At 74.8% G+C, this 22,711-nt stretch carries 10 protein-coding genes and 1 pseudogene; 1 reads left to right on the top strand and 10 read right to left on the bottom strand.

The features are described 5' to 3' along the window. Positions 1-2: 2 nt before the first annotated feature. Positions 3-893 carry a MaoC/PaaZ C-terminal domain-containing protein gene (locus DJ476_RS20015; RefSeq protein ID WP_112491184.1) on the top strand — a complete coding sequence of 297 codons (891 nt, stop codon included), beginning with the start codon at positions 3-5 and terminating at the stop codon, positions 891-893. Positions 894-1,046: 153 nt separating this feature from the next. On the opposite strand, the gene DJ476_RS20010 is transcribed toward DJ476_RS20015, so the two are convergent. From DJ476_RS20010 to DJ476_RS19965, 10 genes and pseudogenes are all read right to left on the bottom strand, one after another. Next, positions 1,047-2,840 (bottom strand): acyl-CoA dehydrogenase family protein, encoded by a 1,794-nt coding sequence (locus tag DJ476_RS20010; protein ID WP_112491183.1) that lies wholly within the window; start codon positions 2,838-2,840, stop codon positions 1,047-1,049. Positions 2,841-3,021: 181 nt separating this feature from the next. Then, a complete protein-coding gene (locus DJ476_RS20005) occupies positions 3,022-3,672 on the bottom strand; it encodes a TetR/AcrR family transcriptional regulator (RefSeq protein WP_103421043.1) in 651 nt (216 codons plus the stop codon). 123 nt (positions 3,673-3,795) lie between these two features. Continuing rightward, positions 3,796-5,921: pseudogene (locus DJ476_RS20000) on the bottom strand (N,N-dimethylformamidase beta subunit family domain-containing protein). After that, positions 5,918-7,420, bottom strand: coding sequence for a condensation domain-containing protein (locus tag DJ476_RS19995; protein WP_112491182.1), 1,503 nt, complete (start codon positions 7,418-7,420; stop codon positions 5,918-5,920). The pseudogene DJ476_RS20000 and the gene DJ476_RS19995 overlap by 4 nt, the downstream one beginning before the upstream one ends. Then, on the bottom strand, positions 7,413-7,697 hold the full coding sequence (locus tag DJ476_RS19990) for an acyl carrier protein (protein WP_103421041.1): 285 nt from the start codon (positions 7,695-7,697) through the stop codon (positions 7,413-7,415). The genes DJ476_RS19995 and DJ476_RS19990 overlap by 8 nt, the downstream gene beginning before the upstream one ends. Beyond that, a complete protein-coding gene (locus DJ476_RS19985) occupies positions 7,694-7,960 on the bottom strand; it encodes an MbtH family protein (protein ID WP_103421040.1) in 267 nt (88 codons plus the stop codon). Before DJ476_RS19985 ends, DJ476_RS19990 begins: the two co-directional genes overlap by 4 nt. Then, a complete protein-coding gene (locus DJ476_RS19980) occupies positions 7,953-11,201 on the bottom strand; it encodes a non-ribosomal peptide synthetase (protein WP_112491181.1) in 3,249 nt (1,082 codons plus the stop codon). Before DJ476_RS19980 ends, DJ476_RS19985 begins: the two co-directional genes overlap by 8 nt. After that, positions 11,198-12,748 (bottom strand): class I adenylate-forming enzyme family protein, encoded by a 1,551-nt coding sequence (locus DJ476_RS19975; protein WP_112491180.1) that lies wholly within the window; start codon positions 12,746-12,748, stop codon positions 11,198-11,200. The genes DJ476_RS19980 and DJ476_RS19975 overlap by 4 nt, the downstream gene beginning before the upstream one ends. Then, a complete protein-coding gene (locus DJ476_RS19970) occupies positions 12,745-18,918 on the bottom strand; it encodes a non-ribosomal peptide synthetase/MFS transporter (protein ID WP_112491179.1) in 6,174 nt (2,057 codons plus the stop codon). The genes DJ476_RS19975 and DJ476_RS19970 overlap by 4 nt, the downstream gene beginning before the upstream one ends. Next, on the bottom strand, positions 18,915-22,418 hold the full coding sequence (locus DJ476_RS19965) for a non-ribosomal peptide synthetase (RefSeq protein WP_112491178.1): 3,504 nt from the start codon (positions 22,416-22,418) through the stop codon (positions 18,915-18,917). Before DJ476_RS19965 ends, DJ476_RS19970 begins: the two co-directional genes overlap by 4 nt. Between the last annotated feature and the right edge of the window lie 293 nt (positions 22,419-22,711).

Raw genomic sequence — 22,711 nt, 5'->3', positions numbered from 1 at the left:
CGATGACCTCCCTCAGCGCCTCCCTCGTCCGTGGAGCCGTCACCTCGCCCTTCCGGCGCGCCGGAAAGCCCGACGCCACCCTGCCCACCGAACGCCTCACCCTCCCGGCCGCCCCCGCCGCCCCCGGCCCCCTGGCCGCGTACCGGACCATCTGCGGATTCCCGGAGGCCGGGGACAGGGACGGGGCGGGGCCCGGCGACGCCGGACCGGGAGTGCTTCCGCTCACGTATCCGCACGTCCTGGCCTTTCCGCTCGCCATGCGGCTGATGACCGGGCGCGGCTTCCCGCTCCCGGTCGTCGGGCTCGTCCACACCTGGTTCGAGGCCTGCGGCCACCGTGCGGTGCGGGCCGATGAGTGGATCCAACTGACGGTGTACGCAGAGGAGTTGAACGCCCACCGGCGCGGCACGGAAGTCACCATGGTGACCGAGGCGCGCGTGGACGGGGAGTTGGTGTGGGAGTCGCGCAGCGGGTATCTCTCCCGGCATGCGACGGAGGCCGCAGCGGCCGGACGGCGTGAGGAGACCGACGCCGAGGCGCTACCCGCCCTCCGTGAGTGGCGGCTGCCCGGCGATCTCGGGCGGCGGTACGGAGCCGTCTCCGGCGACCGTAATCCCATCCACCTCCACCCCCTCACCGCCCGCCTCTTCGGCTTCCCCCGGGCCATCGCCCACGGCATGTGGACGGTGGCCCGCTGCCTGGCCGAGACAGAGGCGGAGGCGGAGTCCGACGGGCCCGGTCACCAACTCCGTATGTTACGAGCCGACTTCAAGGCTCCCGTCCTGCTGCCCGCCACCGTCGTCTACGCCGCCGACCCGGGCGGGAACGCCTTCGCCCTGCGCAGCCCGAGCGGACGCGTACACCTCACGGGGGCGGTGACGCGGGAGGCCTGAGGCCGAGGGCCACCATCCGGGGGGGGGACGGAAGGGGGCGCGGCAGGAAGGCGCAAACCCGCCCGGGTGCGCGGCGAGGGCACCGCCTGGGCGGGTCGATCCGGACCCGGTCGCCGTGCGGCGGCCGGGGAGGCGCCCTCCCCGTCGTGCCGCTCAGGCGTGGAGCATCGGATGCGTCTTCAGCAGCGTCCGGGACCCGCCGAAGGCGTGGGTGAGGGTCAGCGCGTGGGGCTCCAGAAGGCCGAGGACCGCGTCGACCGCGTCGGGCAGGCGCTCGACGTGGTCGGTCGTCAGTCGGCCGCGTGCGAGCAGGTCCCCGCTGTGGGCGGCGATCCGGCGCAGGGCGAACAGGCTGTGCAGCCCGCGCAGCAGGTCCGCCGGCACTCCGGAGGGGGCCTGGTCGGCGGCGGTCAGCAGGCACTCGGCGGCGAGCCGGTGGACATGGGCGTCGGCCAGCGCCACCGCGAGCGTCACCGTCGCGTTCCAGCGGGCCAGTGGCGATGCGGCGGGCTGCCGGAGCCGGGCCTTCGCCCGTCCGTGGGAGATGCGCTCGATGTCGGCCAGGAGGTCCTGGAGGAACTGCGGGTCGGTCAACTCTTGGTGTGCGGGCGGGATCTCGCTCTCCGGCTTGAGGTCGATGCCGCCGAGCAGCATCTCGCCCCCGGCCTTCTCCATGATGACCTTGTTGTCGCCCTCGGCCGTGATCGCGCCCTCGACGGAGGCCAGTTGGAGCGCGATGCCGTTCTCCTGGACCAGGCCCTGGGCGCCGCACCGCTCGCGGCACTCGGTCATGACCGCTCGGGCCCTCCAGGTGATCCAGGCCTTGGATATCGCCGTCAGCCGCTCGTACGCCTCGCGCTCCTCTCCGGTCGCCCGGCCCCACTGCCGCACGACCGATCTCTGGAGCAGCGTGGCGGCGTAGGCCGTCGCCGTGGCGTCGAGCAGGGCGGTGTGGTGGCCGCGGTGGGATATGAGCGGCACGCGCTGGCCGTTCGTCATGCCCGAGGTGACCCGGGTATGGGCGTAGCGCATGGCGACGTCGAGGGCGTGCCGCATGACGCCGAGGCTGTGGGCGCTCATGCAGAGCTTGCCCATCGTGACCCGTCCGATGGACTGGAGGAAGCGCCGGCGGGGGCTGCCGAACCCGCTGGTGAACTCACCGTCCGGGGTGAGGCGGCCGTGGTCGCCCTGGAGGAGGGCGCTGAAGGGGAGGCGGACGTGGTGGAAGGTCGTGGCGCAGTGGTCGACCGGGCTGCTGACCGTCTGGGGCAGCGGGCTCACCTCCACGCCCGGCAGCGGGCTGCCGTCGCCGTCGCTGAGCGGCGTCAGGAACAGCAGCACGCCGTGGTCGGTGCCGTCGACGATCAGGCGGGCCGCGACGACCGCCCCCTTCGCCCCGCCGGCCGGGCCGGTGTTGGGCATGAACTTCCGCGCCCCGGCGTGCGGGGTGTGCAGCACGAACTCGCGCGCCGCCCGGTCGTACGTCGCCGTGGTCTCCATGTTCGCGGCGTCATTGCCGTGGGCGGCCTCGGTGCACAGGAACGTCCCGATGCGGTCCGCGCGGACGTACTCGCCCAGGTCCCGGCCGGCCGGATCGTGGTCGGCCAGACTGCCGAAGAAGAGGTTGTAGTGAATGGAGGCGATGGTGGCCATGCCCGGGTCCACCACTCCGGCCCACTCGTGCAGGGCGGTGAGATCGACGGGGTCGCCCGCCAGGGCCTGTGGAGCCGCTACGGCCCCGTTCACCAGCCGGAGCCGGTCGTAGCTCAGGGCTATGCGCTCTCGATGGGTCAGCCCTTCCTGGAAACGGAACGCGGCGGAGCTGAAGAAGTCCCTCCACCGCTGGTGAGTCGCGCCCAGCTGACCGGGGAAGAGCAGGTCGGCTAGGGCGGCGGACACGGGTACGGGGGAACCGGGTGCAGTATGCGGAATCTGAGTGGCAGTCACACCCGAGAAAGCTAGCCTGCCCGGCCACGGCCGCCGGAGTGACGATCAACACGATTGAACCGGGCGACTCCACGGTAGGCGCCCGCCGGGCCACCCCTCCGCCGCCCCGCGCGAGGAACCGGTCACGCGGCGACGGGGCGCGGGCCCCCACGGCATCGCCTCCGGGAGGGGCGGCGGCTGCCTACGACGCGTCCGACGGGGGCTGCCACGGGCGGGCGTGCATCAGGTTTTCCAGGCCCGCCCAGGCGAAGTTCATCAGGGTCGCGGCGGCCTCCTTCGCGGAGACGCCGGGGGTGTCGTTGGCCCAGCCCGCCAGGGACTCGGCGGCGCCCACCAGGGCCTGGGCGAGGCCTGCCACATCGCGGTCCGCGAGGGCGGGGTCGCGGTGGGCCTCGCGGGCGGCGGCGCCGATGAGGCCCGTCACGAACGCGACGATCTCGTCGCGCATCACCACGACCTCGCTGATGAACGGCTCCCCGTGCGAGCGGGCCTGACGGTGCAACACCGCCCAGCCGTCCGGGTGTTCGGCGGTGTGCGTGAAGAACGCGCGGAGCCCCGACCAGAGTTGGCCGTCGGGGGGCAGCTCCGGATCGACCCCGGCCCGTACCGCCGCCACCAGGGCCTCCGCCTCGCGCCGGATGCAGGCGGAGAACAGGTCCTCCTTGGAGTGCAGGTACAGATAGACCAGCGGCTTGGAGACGCCCGCCAGCTCCGCGATCTCGTCCATCGAGGCGGCCCGGTACCCCCGCTGCCCGAACGTCTGGACGGCGGCGTCCATCATCTGCCGCTCACGCACGGCGCGGGGCATCCGCTTGCTCTTCACCGCACCCATGTCACGGCACCCACGTCTGTCACAGCACCCACGTCAGCACCCACGTCCGACTTCCTCCCCGCCCTGCTGCCTGCACCTGCCCAGGGTACGGCGCCCCGCCCGTCGGCGTCGTACGGGAAAGCCTCAGCGGGACGGCAGCGCGGGCCCTCCGCAGACCCGTAGCGGGGCCCCCGGAGCCGTCGCGTACAGCACCCCGGCGTGGGCTGCGAGGGTCGTACGGGGGTGGGGCGGCGGGCCCGGCGTCCCCGCGTCCTCGAACGCCACCGGGCCGTCGGACGGGCCCGCCGGGAGCCGGGTGCGCAGCCGGCCGTCGGCGGTGACCGCCCAGAGGCGGCAGCTCAGGGTGGTGAGGGCGATCGCGCCGCCCGCGTCCCCCAGCACCTGCCACGGCTGGTCCAGCGCGAGCGCGGAGAGGTAGTGCAGGGTGTCGTCGTGCGGGGTGACGGCGAAGATCCCCGCGTCGCAGAGCGCCAGGCCGGTCGTCCCCGGGGGACCTGCCCCACCTGTGTCCATTCCTCCCCGTCCTCGCCAGGTACGAGGTTGGGCACCGGGTCGCGGCGGAGCAGGCGGCCGTTCTCCGTCGCCGCGTACAGCTCCAGCGGGAGGCCGCCCGCCGCCTCCCTTGCCGAGGCCAGCGCCCGTACTCCGGGGGCGCTGCCCACGGGACGCCACGGCAGGTTCTGGCCGGACACCTCCCGGCAGAGCAGCCTGCCCCGGGTGTCCGCGCCGAACAGCACGGACTCGCAGACCGCGAGCGCCCGCACCTCGTCCGGGGCGCCCGCCGCGTCCCAGCCGTCGCCGGGGGCCGCGCCGCTCAGCCGGTCCAGGACGTTGCGGGTGATGCGGTCGGCGACCGGGTCGTCCGCGAGGACGCTGCCCCAGTTGATCGTCCCCGCGTTGAAGACCGTGCCCGCGCCGAGCCGGAAGACGCCCATCGTGGCCGCGCCGCCCTGCCCGTACTCCCTCCAGTGCCGCAGGTCGGCGGTGGCCAGCACGACGAAGGAGCCGGGGGTGCCGTCCACGCCCGTCGCCCTCGGCACCCCGTCGGTCCACTCCAGCGCGCAGGCGTCCGTCTCGTAGCCGAGGGCGCCGCGCGCGAAGGGTTCTCCGTCGGTGAGGCCCGTCCCCGCGAAGGTCCAGTGGTCCGCGAACCGGACCGTGTACGCCTCCTTCCCCATCACCGCCATGCCCTCGCCCCAGGCACCCGCGCCCCGGCGGAAGCTGAGGCCGGTCATCGAGTTCTCGGGGCGGTCGACGGGGGCGCTGGACCACTCGACGGTGGTGCGGCGCGGGTCGGTCGCCGTCATCGGGTCGGTGACCGCGTCCCGGTGGCAGACCATGGTCCGGCCGTCGTCCTCCAGCCGCATCTGCCACCAGGCGGTGTTGGCCGCGAAGAAGGCCACGTTGCCGCCGCGCCGGGCGAAGTTCTCGACGCTGTCGCGCATCTCCATCGACCAGTACTCGTCATGGCCGTTCACCACCAACAGGCGGTAGTGGGAAAGGAGTTCGTCCCCGTTGTGCAGGTCGAGGCCGGAGCAGTAGTCGACCTGGTATCCGGCGTCGGGCAGCCAGCGCAGCAGCCCCTCCTCCCAGCGCTCCGGCGGCGGGCCGCCACCGGGCGAGGCGAAGGAGACCCGGGCCGCGCGGTAGGGCTGCTCGGAGTAGTACAGGCCCCGGCGCGGCTGCCCGGCGTGCGTGTAGGCCCGCCAGGTCGCGAAGGGGATGGAGACGAGGATGCGGGAGGGGGCGGGGTGGGTTGCCTTCCCCGGGTGGGCTGCCTTGCCGGGGTGAGCTGTCTTCCCGGGGTTGGCTGCGGTTTCGGTGAGGGCGGCCTTCCCGGTGGGGGCTGCTGTTCCGGTGAGGGCGGCGCGTACGGCGAACCACACCTCGTGTTCGGCCTCGTCCGTGGTGGGGCGGTTCTCCAGCGGTACGTCGAAGGTGGCGCGGTAGAGGGAGCTGGGCCACTCCTCGGGGACCGCCAGGGTCCAGTCCGGGGCGTGGACCGTGGCGGTGAGCCGGGTCTGCTCGCTGACGGCGTCGGTGATCCTGACCCGTACGGCCGCCCCGGCGGCGCCCGTCAGGTGGAAGGCCAGGTCGCCGCCCTGGACGCAGGAGGTGCGGTCGGCCCAGGCGCGGAGGGGGTCGCCGGTGGGCGGGAGAACGGTGGGCAGGGGCCCGGTGGGTGGGGTGCCGGTGGGTGGAATCCCCGTCGGCGGGGGGCCGTCTGCCGACGTGCTCTGTGCGGTCATGCCCGTACCTCCTCCGCCGTCGCCTCCAGCAGTTCCCGCACCCCGGTGAGCGGCCGGGAGCGGCCGGACGCCGCGGCGACGATCAGCTCCTCGATGCCGTACAGGTGCGCCCGGATCGTCTCCGGCGGCAGGTACGCCGTGTCGGCCGTCAGGGACACCGCCAGCGCGTCGCCCTCCTCGGTGATGTGCAGGCAGTAACGGCAGGCGACGCGCTCCTGGGTGGCCGGGAAGCCGAAGGCGGTCCGGCCGCGCAGCTCCGCGAGTTCGGCGGCGGTGGGGGCCGGGCCGGGCGGGGCGGGGCGCTCGACCAGGCGCATGTCGTTGAAGCAGCAGTACGGGTGGACCTCGGCCCCGGTCTCCGTACGCAGCCGCTCACCGAGCGCGTCCCACTCGGCCGGGTCGTACACGGCGGCCCGGTAGGCGCGCAGGGCCGCGCGGTAGGCGGTGGGGAGCAGGTCCGTGAAGGTCGGGGTGTCCTGAGTGGTGCCGGTGGCCGTGCCGGTGTCGGTGCCGGTGCCGGTGTCCAGGATGAACAGGCCGTCCTGCGACAGCGTGGTGACCAGGTCGCGGTGGGCGGTGGACGTGCGGTTGCCGACGATCGGCATGACCGCCGCCGTACGGTGGCCCTGCCCCGCCGCCACCAGCACCGCCGCCGCCGTCAGCAGCACCGTGGAACCGCTGACCCGGTGGGCGGCCGCGACCGCGGCGACCGCCCGGGCCAGGGCGGGCGAGACGATCCGGCCGGTCCAGAAGCGGGGGGCGCGGGGCGCGGCGACCGGGTCGGGGAACATCGTGGCGGGAGCCGCCCGGTGCCCCGCCTCCCAGTGCGCCAGGGCCGCCGCGCCCCGCCGTCTGCCGGTCTCGCCGTGCTGCTCCCGGGCCAGGTCCAGAGGGGTGGTGGCGGGCGGGCGTCCGGCCGAGCCCCGGCGGACGAGGAGGCGCAGATCCCGTACGAGGACCTCCGCGCCGTGGCCGTCCGCCGCCAGGTGGCAGAGGACCAGGACGGCATGGGTGACCCGGTCCCCGACGGCCACCAGGGCGGCCCGGACCGGCCATTCGGAGGCGTAGGCGAAGCGGGTGGCGGAGAGCCGGTCCAGGAGGGCGTGCGCCGTGCGTTCGGCCCCCGCCGGGTCCTGGGCACGGGCGAGGGTGATGGGGAGGGTGCCGGTGGCGGCGAGGTCCTGGGCCGCCTCGCCGCCGTCGGCGGACAGCTCCAGCCGGGTGCGCAGGGACTCGTGGCGCTCCACCAGGGCCGTCAGCGCGGCGGTCGCCCCGTCCACCGTCGCGGGGCGGCCCCGGTCGGCCAGCGGGAGGACGCGGCCGATGTTGAAGTAGTGGTCGTTCGGCGCGGTACGGCGGATCGCGTGCCAGATCGCGCGCTGCCCCCAGGTCAGCGGCGCCCGGCCGGAGCGCTCGCCCCGGAACTCGACGGCCACGGTCTCCTCGGCGGAGCCGGAGCTGCCTCCGGCCCCGGCCTCCTCGACCGCCACCTCAGCCATGGTCCCCGCCGCCCGCCGTCAGCTCGCCGATGTGGTCCACCAGGCCGTCGAGGTCGTCCAGCAGGCGGAACGGGCCGTCCAGGTCCAGGATGATCCCGAACTCCTCCTCCAGCGTGTCGATCAGCCGGAGGAAGGCCAGCGAGGTGACACCCAGCGCGGTCAGCGAGCCGCCCGCCGCCAGGATCTCGGCCTCGGTCACCTCGCCGTCGGTCGCCCCGGCGACCAGCTCCGCGACCCGGCCGCGCAGCGCGGCCTGCGCTTCCGGACCGGCCGTCACCGGTCCACCACCGGCGAGGCGGCGGAGGCAGAGGTGTCCACCGGGGCCGGACCGGAGGCCTGATCCGCCGACTCCGCGAGGCGGCGGCGGAGCGAGAGCGGCCGGATGTCCGGCCACACCCGGTCCACATGCGCCATGCACGCCTCCTCCGAACCCTGGAAGCCCTCCACCCGCCAGCCGGCGGGCGGGGCCGTCCGGGCAGGCCAGAGCGCGTGCTGCTCCTCGTCGTTGACGACCACCTGGTACACCGTCGCGTCACTCATCGCTCTGTTCCTCACTGCTCGCTGTCTGCTGGAGTCCGCTCACCGCGTCCGAGACGCCGGCGAGCGTGGGGGTGTCGAAGAAGACGTCGAGCGGCACCTCGACACCCAGCCGCTTGCGGATACGGGCCGCGATGGAGGTGATCGTCAGGGAGTGGCCGCCGAGGTCGAACAGGTCCTCTTCGGGGCCGATGTCGTCCAGCCGCAGCACCTCCTGCCAGATCTCCCGCACCACGGCGTCGACCCCGTCACCCGCCGTCGTCACCCCGCCCCCCGCCGTCTCCCCGGTCGCCGCAAGCGGCTCCGGCGCGTCCGGCCGGAGCCTCGGGGGCTCGGGCAGCCTCGCCCGGTCGACCTTGCCGTTGGGGGTGAGGGGCAGGGCGGGCAGCGAGACCCAGACCGCAGGCACCATCGCGGCGGGCAGCGTGCGCGCGAGGCGCTCGCGCAGCTCCTCGGCGGCCGGGACCTCTCCCGTACCGACACCGGGACCGACACCGGGACCGGGACCGGGACCCGTACCAGCGCCCGCACCCGCACCCGCACCCGCACCCGCACCCACGACGTACGCCACCAGCCGGGCATCCGCACCCGCATCAGCACCGGCATCCGCACCGGCCCCGGCACCCGCCCCGCCCGCGCCACCGCCGCCGTCCAGGACCACCACCGCCTGGGAGACCCGCGCGTCCTCCACGATCCGGGCCTCGATCTCCCCCAGCTCGATCCGGTGGCCGCGCAGCTTCACCTGGCTGTCGAGGCGGCCCACGAACTCCAGCCGTCCGTCCGGGAGTCGGCGCACGAGGTCGCCGGTCCGGTAGAGCCGTGAGCCGGGCGGGCCCCAGGGGTCGGGGACGAAGCGCTGGGCGGTCAGCCCGGGGCGGCCCCGGTAGCCGTGGGCCACGCCCGCGCCGCCGAGGTGGAGTTCGCCGGGAATGAAGTCCGGTACGGGCGTGCCGCGTTCATCGAGGACGTACGCCCTCGTCGCGGCCAGCGGGCGGCCGATCGTGACGGGGGCGCCGGTGGTGAGGTGGGCCAGGGTGGACCACACCGTCGTCTCGGTGGGGCCGTAGACGTTAACCAACCGGCCACAGACCGCGCCGAGTTCCTCCGCCAGGGGCTCCGGCAGCGCCTCGCCGCCCGCGACGGCCACCAGCCCCGGGTGGTGGAGCCCGGCGGCGAGCATCAGCCGCCAACTACTCGGCGTGGCCTGGACGTGGGTGATGCCGTGGGCCTCGATCAGCTTCACCAGGGCGCCGCCGTCGCGCTGCTGCCCCTCGGGGACGAGAACGACGCGCGCCCCGGTCGCCAGGGGCAGCAGCAGCTCCACGGTGGAGATGTCGAAGGAGAGCGAGGTGAGCCCGAGCCACCGGTCCCGGGGGCCCGCCTCGATGTGGTCCGCCATGGTCGCCAGCAGGTTGGCCAGCGCCCGGTGCGGGATCTCCACGCCCTTGGGGCGCCCGGTGGAGCCCGAGGTGTAGATGACGTACGCGGGGTCCCCGGCGGCCGGACCGGAGGCACGCACAGCCCCGGACTCAGGCGCGGGCACACACCCCTCCCCCGCGTCGGGGGCCAGGACGGCCAGGCCTGCCGGAAGACCCTCCGGCGCCGGGCCCTCCACCACGAGCGCCGCCAGGCCCGCGTCCGACCGTACGAACTCCAGCCGCTCGGCCGGGTATCCGGGGTCCAGGGGCACATAGGCCGCGCCCGCCGTCAACACGCCCAGCACAGGCACGAGTTCGCCCACCGAGCGGCCGATCTGCACGCCCACCAGGTCCCCGGCACCGAGCCCGGCGGCGGTCAGCCGGTCCGCGAACGCGTGCACCCGCGACCGGAGTTCGCCGTACGACAGCTCCGTACCGTCCGCCGTCACCACCGCCACGGCATCCGGGTCCTCCGCCGCCCGGTCCGCGAACATCGACACCACCGTGGCACCGTCCGGGCAGGCGGCCGGCAGGTCGTTGCCCGCGTTCAGGGCCGCCGCCAGCTCCTCGCCCGCCAGCAGCGGCAGCCCGGCGAGCGCGGCCTCGGTGGCCCCGGGCGCGGTCAGCACGGCGTCGAGCAGCGTACGGAAGTGGCCCACGATCCGGGCAGGCGCGCCGGGCTCGAAGGCGTCGGTCCGGTACTGGAACGAGCCCGTCACACCGTCCGGCCCGTCGACCAGTTGGAGGTGGGCGAGGTTGCGTACGGCGTGGGTGAAGCCGATCCAGTCGACGGTGACGCCCGGCGCCTCCTCCGCCTCCCACCCGGTGCGGCGGCGGAAGCTGACCGAGAGCGGGGCGATGGCGGTACGCGGGGTGAGGCCGCCGACCGCGCGGCCGAGCGGGACGGGCCGGTGGGCGTACACCTCCCGCAGCGCGGCGCGGACCTCCCGGGCGTAGTCCGCGAAGGGGCGGTCCGGGTCCGGGTGGGTGAAGACCGGCAGCTCGTTCACGTACAGCCCGATGCGTTCGGGGCTGCCGGGGAGGCGGGTGGACAGCTCCAGGGCGGTGACGGGCGCCTGGTTGCCGTACCGGAAGAGCAGGGTGTGCCAGAGGGCGAGGAGGAGTTCGAAGCGGGTGACGCCGAGCACCCCGGCGGTCTCGGTGAGGCGGGCGTCGAGCGCGGGGCCGAGGGCGAAGGGGACGGCTCCACCGGGGGCGGGGGCGGTGGCGTCCCGTACGGAGGAGGCCAGCCCGGGGAGGACAGGGGGAGCCGGTTCGTGCCAGCGCTCCGACCAGAACTCCCGCGCCAGGGCGACCGCTTGGCCGTCCGGCTCGTCAGCACCCACCTGGGCGTCCGGGTGGCCGGGGGTGGTCTCGACGCCGTGGATCTCCGCGAGCAGCACGTCCTTGGAGGCGCCGTCGAAAACCAGATGGTGGACGACGACGTGCAGCACCGGCAGCCCGCCCCCGGCCGTCACCAGCGCGAACCGTACGAGAGGCCCCTCGGCCAGATCGAACGGCCGGGCGCTCTCCTTCGCGAGCAGCGCGTCCAACTCATCGGCCGTGCAGGCCAGATGGCGCAGCTCGGGGGCGGGGCCGGTCGCCGGGGCGAGCGCGGGCCCGTCCGGGTCGACCCGGGAGCGCAGGACCGGCTGCCGCTCCAGGAGGCGGGCGCAGCGGGCGGCGAGCGTCGCCGGGTCCGGCGGGTCGGGGAACCGGACGGTGAGCGCGAGGTGGTGGGCGGCGCCGGGGGCCAGCACCTGTTCGGTGACCCACAGCCCGTGCTGGGCCGGGGTGAGCGGGCGGGAGGGGAAGGGCGTCGTCATCGCAGGGCCTCGTCGTCCAGGAGCAGGCGCAGCTCGCGCTTGAGGATCTTGCCGCCCTCGTTGCGCGGCAGGGAGGGGCGGAACAGCAGGCGGGCGGGGAGTTCGTGGGCGGCCAGCCGGTCGAGCAGGAAGGTCCGCAGCGCGGGCCCGGTCAGCTCGCCGCGCACCACGACCACGGCGGCGACGACCGCCCCCAGCACGGGGTGCGGAATGCCGAACGCGGCCGCGTCCACCACCTGCGGGTGGGCGTGCAGCGCGCCCTCCACCTGGAGCGTGGAGACCTTGTACGCACCGGACTTGACCACGTCCCGCTCCCGGTCGAGCAGGTGCAGATACCCCTCCTCGTCCAACAGTCCGAGGTCCCCCATCCGCACCCACCGGCCCTGGAAGACCTCCTCACCGGCGTCTGCAGCCTCCCCGGCCGGGCCGAGGTAGGCGCGCGGGGCTGCCGGGGTGCGGAGCCACACCTCACCGGCCTCGCCGGGCGGCAGCGGGGTGCCGTCGGCGGTGGTGATGCGCAGGTCGCGCAGGGAGGCGGGGCGGCCCGGGGAGCCGGGGCGTTCGGGGTCGAAGAGCAGGGTGACCTGGGCGGGGGCGGCCTCGGTGGAGGTGTAGTAGTTGACGATCTGGGCGCGGGGGAAGGCGCGGGCCAGACCGAGCGCGACCGGCTGCGGCAGGGCGGCGGCGGTCGAGCCGACCAGCCGGACGCTGTCGGTGGCGTACCGGCCGGCGGAGGCAGAGTTCAGCAGTTCGATGGCCATGGACGGGACGAGGAAGACGCTGCCTGCCTCGTACTCCTCGATGAGCCGCGCGAACCGCCCCGGGGTGAACTGCGGTGCGGCCACGGCGGTGGCGGCCGAGTCGAGCGCGTTGACCAGCATGGTCTGCCCGGCGTTGGTGCCGACGGGGAAGGCGTGCAGGAAGTGGCGGGAGTGGCGCAGCGGGCGGCGCCGCTCGTCGAGCGTGCAGCCGTGCGCCAGATTGCCGTGGGTGGCGGTGACGCCCTTGGGGGTGCCGGTGGTGCCGGAGGTGTAGAGGATCTGGGCGCGGGCGCCGGGGTCCGGGGCGCGGAGCACCGCCGTCCGGGCCGCGCCCTCCGCCTCGATCTCCTCCTCCGTCGCCGCCCACACCCCGTCGGGCAGCATCCCGGGCGGCAACTGTGCGCCGGGCGGGTGGAGGACGCCCGACGCCCCGCTGTCCGCGAGGACATGGGCGGCGACGGCGGGGGCCTGCCGGTCCGAGAGGGGTACGGCCACCAGCCCGGCGCGCAGGACCCCGCAGTACGCGACGGCGTACGCGGTCCAGTCCCCGCTGCCGTACCGGAGCACGATCCGCTCCCCCGGCTCCAGCCCCCGCGACCGCAGCCCGGAGGCCAGGGCCATGGCCCGCGCGTACCAGGCGCCGAAGGTCAGCGTGTGCGGGCCGCAGATCAGCGCGGGCCGCTCGGGCTCGGCGCCCGCACGGTGGGCGAGCAGGGCGGGCAGGGTGGAGGGCCCGCCGATCCGGGAGGGGGGCGGGGCGGGAGCGCGGTACGGGGCGGTGGTCATCGGGCTGCCTCCACGGTGCGGGCGGGGGTGTCGTCGTCCGTGGGGGTGTCGTCGTGCGTGGGGGTGTCGTCGTGCGTGGGAGTGGTGTCCGTGGCGGGGGCGGCGGGAACGGAAGCAGCGGCCTTCGCCTTCTTCGCGCGGGCCGCCTTCACCCGGCGCTCGCGCTCCTGGATGCCCACCAGGTCGTCCGGCAGTGCGTCCGGCACGTCCAGGTCGAAGCGGGCCAGCACCCGCAGCCGCAGGCCGACCACGACCAGACCCAGCATCGCCGCCCCGAAGAGCAGGTACATGAATCCGATCCCGCGCCCCGGCCCCGTACCGATGAGGGCGCCCACCGTCGAGGTCAGCGAACCGCCGTCCTCGAACATCGGGCCGAAGAAAGCGGAGCCCGCCGGGGCGATGATCCCGTGGCCGATCGGCAGGGTGGACCAGGCGACCAGGGTGTTCAGGGCGAAGACCCGGCCGTGGAAGCGCTGCGGCACCTTGATCTGGACGATCGTCGTGTAGACGCCGTTGACCATGGAGAGCGCGCAGGACATGCCGAACGCCCCGATGCCGATGATCCACAGGTCCGCCCGCACCCCGACCAGCGCGCTCGCCACCGCCAGCAGCCCGGCCAGGCCCAGCATGCCCTGCATCCGGTTCCGCTTCGGGCCGCCCCAGAAGCCCATCGCGATCCCGCCGAGGATGGCGCCCGCGCCTCCGGCCACCGCGACCCGGGCCACCGACTCCAGCGAGTCGAAGGAGAGCACCAGCGGGGTGACGAGCAGGAAGAGCGGCGAGAGGAAGATGTTCAGCGCGGCGAACCAGAGGAGCATCGCCCGGAAGCCCCGGTTCTTCCAGGAGTAGGCGAACCCGTTCTTGATCTCGGCCACCAGCGACTCGCGCCGCGTCCAGGGCAGGGTCTTGGGGAACTTGACGAGCAGCAGCACCGTGATGGCGACGGCGTAGCCGGTCACGTCCAGGATGAGGATGCCCTTGAGCCCGATGCCCGCCATCAGCGCCACGGCGGCCAGCGGCACGATGAACTGGGCGAAGCCGAAGGCCATTTGGGTGATGCCGTTGGCGTGACCGAGATACCGCTTGGGGACCAGCTGCGGTACGGAGGAGGCGTACGCGAGCCGCTGGAAGGTGAGGGCGACCGAGAGCATCCCGAGGAGCACGTAGATGTGCCAGGAGGAGAGGTTCCCGCTCAGCAGCAGCGTCAGCAGGGCGCCCTGGGTGGAACCGGCGACGGCACTGGCGGCGAGCATGACCCGGCGGCGGTCGAGCCGGTCGACGACCGCTCCGGCCAGCGGGCCGACGAGGATGCCGGGGAGCATCCCGATCACGGCGTAGAGGGCGTACTTGCCCATCGAGCCGGTCTCCATGTAGATCCACACGGGCAGCGCGAACTCGGTCAGCGCGGACCCGGTGATGGTGATCAACTGGCCCAGCGCGACGGCCAGGAAGCGCCCCATGCCGGGGGCGGGGCCGGAAGCGGTGTCGGGGGCGGGAGAGAGGCCGGAAGCCGTGTCGGAGCCGGAGGCAGGGGCCTCCGTCGGCCCGTCCGTGGGACCTTCGCCGCCCGTCGGCGCGGTCTCCTCCTGCCGTACGTCGTCCCGTACGTCATCGGCCTCCGCGACCGGTACGTCCCTGCCGCTCACCCCGTGGAACCACCACGGCCCGTCCTCCGCCCGCGGGGGCAGCTCGCGGACCGCCGTACCGGCCAGCACGGCCGGGTGCGTGCGGGTGATGATCTCGGCGAGTTCCCGGGCACGGTACTTGAGGAAGAAGTGCCCGCCCTCGTCCAGGACGGCCAACGCCGAGCGCTCCGCGAGGAGTTGCCACTCGCGGTAGCGCTCCTCGAAGAAGTCGGTGGCGGGGTCCCGGTCGCCGATCACGCTGATCACCGGGGCGCGCAGCAGGGCTCCGCCGTCCTCGACCTCGGCCAGGACCTCGGTGAAGTACTCCTCCGCCGCCCGTGAGTCGGCCCGCATGTTGCCGATCATGAACTTCATCTGGGCCTCGTCGAGGTCACCGACCTCGGCGCCCATGGAGCGCAGCCAGTTGAAGTAGACGCGGTCGCTCAGCAGCGGGTCCAGCGCGGAGATGCGGCTGAGCAGTCCGAGGACCCGGCCGCGCGGCCGGGCGAAGGGGAACTGGGCCCCGATGTACAGGGCTTCGACCTCCCGGCCGGCCGCTTCGAGGAGGCGGCCGACGGCGACGGTCAGCGCGCTGCCGACCGCGCAGTGGCCGTAGAGGGCGATGGGGCCCTCGACCCGTTCGCGTATCTCCGTCGCGATCTTCTCGGCCAGCTCGTCGAAGGGCAGATGCTCCTCGGTGACGCCCATGTCGTGGCCGGGGATGGCGACGGACCACAGGTCGTAGCCGGGCGGCAGTTCGTCGGCCACCGGCTGGTAGACGACCGCGCTGCCACCGCCGTACGGGACACAGACGTACGACAGGATCCGGGAGTCGGCGGGGGTGGCGCGGGTCAGCCGGTGCAGCAGGTGGCGGGGGCCGCGCTCGGACTCGTCCAGGTCCGCGAGGACGGCGAGTTCGCGGACCGTACGGGAGGTGAACAGGTCCATCACGCTGACCGGCCGGGCCCCCACCTCGGGCAGCCGCTTGCGGGCGCGGGCGATGACCTGGGTGGCGAGCAGCGAGTGGCCGCCGAGGTCGAAGAAGTCGTCGTCCACGCCGACTTCGGGCAGCGTCAGGATCTCCGCCCAGATCCCGGCCAGCACCCGCTCGGTCTCGGTCTCGGGCGCGGCGAGCGCACCTCCGGTGCGGCGGGCCTGCGGGGCGGGCAGGGCGCGGCGGTCGAGCTTGCCGTTCGGGAAGAGCGGCAGCGCGTCCAGGGTGACGAAGGCGGCGGGGACCATGTAGTCGGGCAGGGTGCGGCGGAGCGCGGTGCGCAGCTCGGCGGGGTCGGGCTCCCAAGGGGCCCTCTCCTGGCGGGCGTTCTCCTGAGGGGCGCTCTCCCCGGCCTCCGGTGCGGCGGCCCCGTCGACGGGCGCGGCGGCCTCCGGTGCGGCGGCCTCCGTGGCGCCTCCGGCCACCAGGTACGCCACCAACCGCTTGTCGCCCGGGTTGTCCTCGCGGACGATCACGGCGGCGGCGGTGATGCCGGGCTCGGCGCGCAACGCGGCCTCGATCTCGCCGGGTTCGATGCGCTGGCCCCGGATCTTGACCTGCTGGTCGATCCGGCCCAGGTGCTCCAGTTGCCCGTCCGCCCGCCAGCGGGCCAGGTCGCCGGTGCGGTAGAGGCGGGAGCCGGGCGGGCCGTACGGGTCGGGGACGTACCGCGCGGCCGTCAGCCCCGGCCTGCGGTGGTAGCCGACGGAGACCTGGACCCCGCCGATGTGCAGCTCGCCCGGGGTGCCCGGGGGCAGCGGGCGCAGCTCGGCGTCGAGCACGTACAGCCGGGTGTTGTCGACGGGGGCGCCGATGGGGACGGCGTCCAGCTCGCCCTCGCACTCCCAGCTCGTCACGTCGACGGCCGCCTCGGTCGGCCCGTACAGGTTGGCGAGCGCGCACCCGGGCAGCCGGGCGGTGAACGCGCGGGCGGTGTGCGGGGCCAGCTCCTCGCCGCTGCACACCACGCGCCGCAGCGAGACGCACCGCTCGACGTCGTCCTCCGCGAGGAACACGTCGAGCATGGCGGGGACGAAGTGCGCGACGGTGACGCCGTGCCCGGCGATGGTGTCGCGCAGATGGGCCGCGTCCTTGTGGCCGCCGGGCGCCGTCACGACCAGCCGGGCCCCGGTGATCAGCGGCAGGAACAGCTCCCAGACCGAGACGTCGAAGCCGGTCGGGGTCTTGTGGAGTACGCGGTCGTCGGGGCCGACTCCGTACGTACGGGCCATCCAGCGCAGCCTGTTGACGATGGAGCGGTGGGTGTTGGGCACGCCCTTGGGGCGGCCGGTGGAGCCCGAGGTGTAGATCATGTACGCGATGTCGTCGGGGCCCGGGGCCGCCAACTCGCCGTCGTACGAACCCTCTTGATCGTCCTCCTCGTCGAGCAGCAGGACGCGCGCCGCGCACCCCTCGGGCGCCGGCAGTCCGCGCTGGGTGAGGAGGATCCCGGCGCCGCTGTCGGCCAGCATGAAGGCGAGGCGCTCGGCCGGGTACTCCGGGTCGAGCGGGGTGTATCCGGCACCGGACCTGAGCACGCCGAGGAGCCCCGCGACCAGGTCGAGCGAGCGCTCGGCGCTGACCGCCACCAGGGTGCCGGGCCCGGCCCCGGCGCGGGTCAGCCGCCGGGCGATCCGGTCGGCGGCCCGGTCCAGCTCCGCGAAGGTCAGGGAGCCGGCACCGAACTCGACCGCGACGGCGTCCGGCGTACGGGCGGTCTGCGCGGCGATGAGCGCGGTCAGGGTCTCGGCGCCACCGGCCTCGGAGGCCTCGGAGGCCCCGACGGATTCGACGGCTTCGACGGCCGTGTCGTTCCACTCGGTGAGCAGCCGGTGCCGCTCGGCCGGGTCGAGGCCGTCGTGGACGGAGACGGGTTCGTCGGGCCGGTCGGCGGCGGCGTGCAGGAAACGGCCCAGGTGGGCGGCGATCCGGGCGATCGAGGACTCGTCGAAGAGGTCCGTGTTGTAGTTGAAGGCGCCGCGCAGGCCTCCCTCCCCCTCCATGAGGAAGAGTTCGAGGTCGAACCGGGTCCCGGCGGCGTGCAGCCCGAACGGCTCGACATCCAAGGGCGGTTCACCGTCAGTGGTTGCGGTGTCGGCGGCCGAGGCGTAGTTCTGTATCGCCAGGACCGCCTGGAAGACCGGGGAACGGGTGACGTCCCGCTCGACGTTCAGCTCGGAGACCAACTGGGCGAAGGGCAGCTCCTGGTGGGCGTAGGCCTCCAGGCAGGTCTCCCTGGTCCGCCCCACCAGCTCGGTGAAGGTGGGGTCGCCGTCCAGCCGGGCGCGCAGCGCCAGGACGTTGACGAACATCCCGATGAGGCCTTCGAGTTCGGGCTCCGGGCGGCCCGCGACGGGCGAGCCGACGGCGAAGTCGCGCTGCCCGGCGAACCGGGACAGCACCACCTGGAACGCGGCGAGCAGCACCATGTGCACGGTCGCCCCGTGCGCCTTGCCGAGGGCGGTGAGCCGCTCCAGCAGCTCCCGGTCGATGTCGAAGCCGTAGCCGGCGCCCTCGAAGGTCTGCCGTTCGGGGCGGGGGCGGTCGGTGGGCAGCTCCAGGGGGCGTACGTCGGCCAGCTCCCGGGCCCAGTACGCCACCTCCTCCTCCAGCCGGCCGCCGGTCAGCCGCTCGCGCTGCCAGAGAGCGAAGTCGCCATACTGGACGGGCAGTTCGGGGAGCGGGTCGGGGCCCCCGGTGGCGTACGCGGTATAGCCGCGCAGCACCTCGGAGACCAGCACCTCGCTGGACCAGCCGTCGCTGACGCTGTGGTGCACGACGAGGAGGAGGACGTGGTCGTCGGCGGTGAGGCGGACCAGCAGGCCGTGCATCAGGGGGCCGGTGACCAGGTCGAAGGGGAGGGCGCCCAGTTCGTCCACCAGCCGGGCCGCGTGCGCCTCGTCCTCCGCGTCGGCGGTGCGCAGGGCGAAGGGGGCGGGCTCGGCGATCTCCAGGACCGGGCGGCCGTCGTCGGTGGCCGGGTAGCGGGTGCGCAGGGTCTCGTGGCGGGCGACGACGGCGTCCAGGGCGCGGCGGAGGGCGGGGAGGTCGAGCGGGCCGCGCAGTCTGCGGGCGACGGGGATGTTGTACGCGGCGGTGCCGGGCGCGAACTGCTCCATGAACCAGAGGCGTTCCTGCGCGAAGGAGAGCGGGGGGACGGTGCCCTCCGGCCGCCTCGCCACCGCCTGGGCGGCCCGCGCCCGCGCCCGGCCGCCCCGCAGCCGCTGGGCGAGCAGGGCCCGCTTGGCGTCGGAGAGGGAGGCGGCGGGCCGGGCCCCGGCGGAGGCGGAGCCCCCGCTGTCGGAGGCGTCCGTGCTGCCGACGGAGGCGCTGCCGCCCGTGGAGGCCGTACTCCCAGCGGGGCCCGTGCTGCCTGCGGAGGCCGTACCTCCGGCGGGGGTCCCTTCGCCTGCCGGGTCCGTACCGTCTGCGGGGGCGGGGCTGCCTGCGCGGGCGGAACTGCCTGCGGGGGCCGGTCTGTCGCCGCTTCCGGTGTCCGTCCCGGTGTCCTCGGGGAGGCCGGGGAAGCGGTCCGTACTGCTGCTGCTCATGCCGTCGTCGTTCCGTTTCTCTGCGGTGCGGACTCGGCGGCGAGCAGGCGCCCGGCGTCCTCGTCGGTCAGGGCTTCGATCTCGGCCAGCAGCAGCTCCTCCACCGCGAGGGCGAACGCCTCGGCGGTGCGGTGGACGAACAGCGTGCGCAGGGGGACCACCAGCTCGGCCGCCGCCCGGATCCGGGCCAGCACCCGGGTGGCGAGGAGCGAGTGGCCGCCGAGGTCGAAGAAGTCGTCCAGCGCGCCGACCCGGTCCAGACCCAGCACCTCGGCCCACACCTCCGCCACCAGCTCCTCGGCGTCGGTGCGCGGGGCCACGTAACCGCCGCCCAGGTCGGGCCGCCGGTCGGGGGCGGGCAGGGCGCGGCGGTCGAGCTTGCCGTTCGGGGTCAGGGGCAGGGCGTCCAGGACGACCACGGAGTTGGGCACCAGATAGGCGGGCAGCCGCGCCCCGAGTGCGGCCCGCACGCCGGCGGGCGACAGCACGGAAGCCGCCTCCGGGGCGGCCGGGCCGGGGCCCGACGCGCCCGGAGCGGAGCCCGAGTCCGCCGGGCCCGGGGCCACCTCGTCCGGAACCGCCCGCTCCGGGCCCGCCCCCGACGCCGGGACCACGTACGCGACGAGCGCGTCCTCCCGGACGATCACCGCCGCGCCGCCGACCCCCTCCAGGGCCAGCAGGGCCGTCTCCACCTCACCGGGCTCGACCCGGTAGCCGCGCACCTTCACCTGGTCGTCGATGCGGCCCAGGAACTCCAGCTGCCCGTCCGGCCGCCAGCGCACCAGGTCCCCGGTGCGGTAGCGGCGGGAGCCGGGCGGGCCGAACGGGTCGGGGACGAAGGCGCGCGCGGTGGCGCCGGGGCGACCTCCGTAGCCGAGGGTCACGCCCGCGCCGCCGACGAGGAGTTCGCCGGGGGCCCCGTACGGCATCAGCCGCCCCGCCGGGTCGCAGACGGTCAGCGTGGTGGAGCCGACCGGGCCGCCGATGGGCGGGCGGCGTACGGCGTCGGCACGGCCCAGCTCGGCCGTGGTGGCGATGATCGTGGTCTCGGTGGGGCCGTAGGAGTTGACCAGCCGTACGGTGTCCCCGAAGCGGGCCCGCCAGGCGGCGACGGCGGTGGGCTGGACCTGGTCGGCGCCGAGGATGAGCAGGCGCAGACCGGGCGGCCAGGCGACGGCGGCGAGATCGTCGGTGAGCCGGTGCCAGTACGGGGTGGGCAGGTCCAGGACGGTGATCCGGTCGCCGCGCCCGGCCGCGAGGTGGTCGGGCAGGGTGGCGCCGGGCCCGGCGACGGTGAGCGTGGCCCCGGCCGTGAGCGCGGGGAAGACCTCCTCGGCGTGGGTGTCGAAGCTCAGCGAGGCGAACTGGAGCACCTCGTCCGCCGCCGTGATCCCGTAGTCCGCGCGCATCCAGGCGATCCGGGCGGCCAGGGCCCGGTGCGGGACGACGACGCCCTTGGGCGTACCGGTGGAGCCGGAGGTGTGGATGACGTACGCGGGGTCACCGGGCCCGGCCTGCCAGGCGGGATCGCAGGATGCGGAACCACCGCCGCCCTCGAAGCCCCCGCTCCCCAGGACGCCGCCCCCGAGACCGCCTGCCCCAAGGCCCCCGTCCCCCGGGCCGCCTTCCCGCCCGGCACCCGCGCCGGACCCTCCGGGACCATCGCCCAGGGCGGGACCGGCCGGGGGCGCCACCACCGTGACGCGCTCCCCCAGCCACGCGGTCTCCTCCGCACCGGGCTCCGCGACCACCACGCGTACGGCGGTGTCCTCGATCATGAAATCCAGCCGCGGGCGCGGGTGGTCGAGGTCGAGCGGCAGGTAGGCCGCCCCGGCCCGCCAGGCGGCCAGCAGGGCGGTGACCGCCGCCGTACCGCGGGGCAGGCAGACCCCGACGGTGTCGCCGCCGCGCACCCCGGCGGCCCGCAGCCGTACGGCGAGGGCCCCGGCAGCGTCCCACAGCTCCCGGTAGGTCAGCTCCCCCTCGGGGGCGCGCACCGCCGTCCGCTCCGCGTGCTGCTCCACCGCCCGGGCCAGCGCGACCGGCACCGGAGCCTCGTCGCCCGGCAGCGCGGGGGCCCCGGTGCCGAGGGCCAGCAGCTCGTCGCGCTCCGCCGGGGCGAGCAGCTCCAGCTCGGAGACCGGGGTGTCCGGGGCGGCGAGCGCGCCGCGCAGCAGGGTCTCGAAGTGGCGGGCGAGCCGGGCGGCCCAGGGGGCGTCGAAGAGGTCGGTGCGGTAGCCGAACACGGCGAAGAGGTCGTCGCCCTCGCGGCGCAGGTCGAGCATCAGCTCGACCTTGCTGGCCGTGTGGCCGCCGTCCGCTTCGGCGCACTTCAGGTCCGCGAACTCCCGCTCGCCGCCGCCGGTCCCGTCCTGGGTGTGGACGGTCAGCAGGGTCTGGAAGAGCGGGCTGGAGCCGAGCCGGCGTTCGATGCCGAGGGCGTCGATGAGCCGCTCGAAGGGGACCCGGTCGTGGGCGAAGGCGGTCAGGGAGGAGCGGCGGACCCGGCGCAGGAGTTCACCGAAGGTGGGCTCACCGGCCAGTTCGGCGCGGAGCACCAGCGTGGTGGAGAAGTAGCCGATCACCTCCTCCAGTTCGGGTTCGCCCCGGCCCGCCGCCGGTACGCCGACGCAGAAGTCGTCCTGGCGGGTCCAGCGGTGCAGCAGCACCTGGTAGGCGGCGAGCAGCACCATGAAGGGCGTGCACCGGCGCTCCCTGGCCAGCGCGTCGACGGCTCCACCGGCCCCCGCGATCCGCCGTGTATGGAACGCGCCGCCCCCGGTCCCGGCCGCGCCCTCCGCCGCGCCCTCCCCCTCCCCCGGCTCCGTCACCGGCTGCGTCACGGTGGGCCGCAGGTCGAGCACCGGGGCGTCCGCGAGCCGCTCCCGCCAGTGGGCGAGGGCCGTCTCGGCCTCCGGGCCCCCCACGGCCTCCCGCTCGCGCCGGGCGTACTCCGTGTACGGCAGGACCTCGGGCAGCTCGACGGGGTGACCGGCCAGGTGGGCGGCGTACCGGGTGGCGAGCTCCGTACGAAGCAGGTTCAGCGACCAGCCGTCCGCCACGATGTGGTGGAGGACCAGGCAGAGCAGGTGCTCGTCGTCGGCGGTCCGCAGCAGGGTGATCCGCAGGAGCGGGCCCCCGGCGAGGTCGAAGGCGCCGTTCGTCCGCTCGGCCAGCAGCCGTTCCGCGCTCCCGGGGCGGCCGCGGAGGTCGACGGTCTCCACCACCACGGGCCCGGGCGCGTCCACGACGGCGACCGGCCGCCCGTCCACGTCCGGGAAGCGGGTGCGCAGGGACTCGTGCCGGGCGACGGTCCCCTCGAACGCGGCGGTCAGGGCGGGCACGGAGAGGTCTCCGGTCAGCCGGAGCACCAGCGGGATGTTGTACGCGGCGTCCAGGGGATCGAGTTGGTGGAGGAACCAGAGCCTCTCCTGCCCATGGCTCGGCGTGAGGCCCCCCGTGACCGTGACCGCGGTTCCGCCTGCTGCTCTGTCGACCACGTGCTGCCGCCCCCTTGTTGCCAACGCCGGAACGGCACGCCGAAGACAGCGCGCGGCACCGGACGGAGTTGCCGACGAACCGTCAGATGGCACGTCAGGAGGCGGATATGGAGTGTTCCGGAACCCCCGACGGCATCGGCCTTCGGCAAGCGACACGCTAGGAGCAGGCCGGGGGTCGAGTCAATGGTCTGGACCACCGAGAAGTGGCCGGTACTGGCACGAAGACCCGACCGAAAGGCTTACGCACCCGACATTTCACCGCTCACGTCCCCCACCCCCTGGCCAGATCCACC

Source organism: Streptomyces bacillaris (genome assembly GCF_003268675.1).
GTDB lineage: Bacteria > Actinomycetota > Actinomycetes > Streptomycetales > Streptomycetaceae > Streptomyces > Streptomyces bacillaris.
This window is presented reverse-complemented; position numbering and strand designations above follow the sequence as displayed.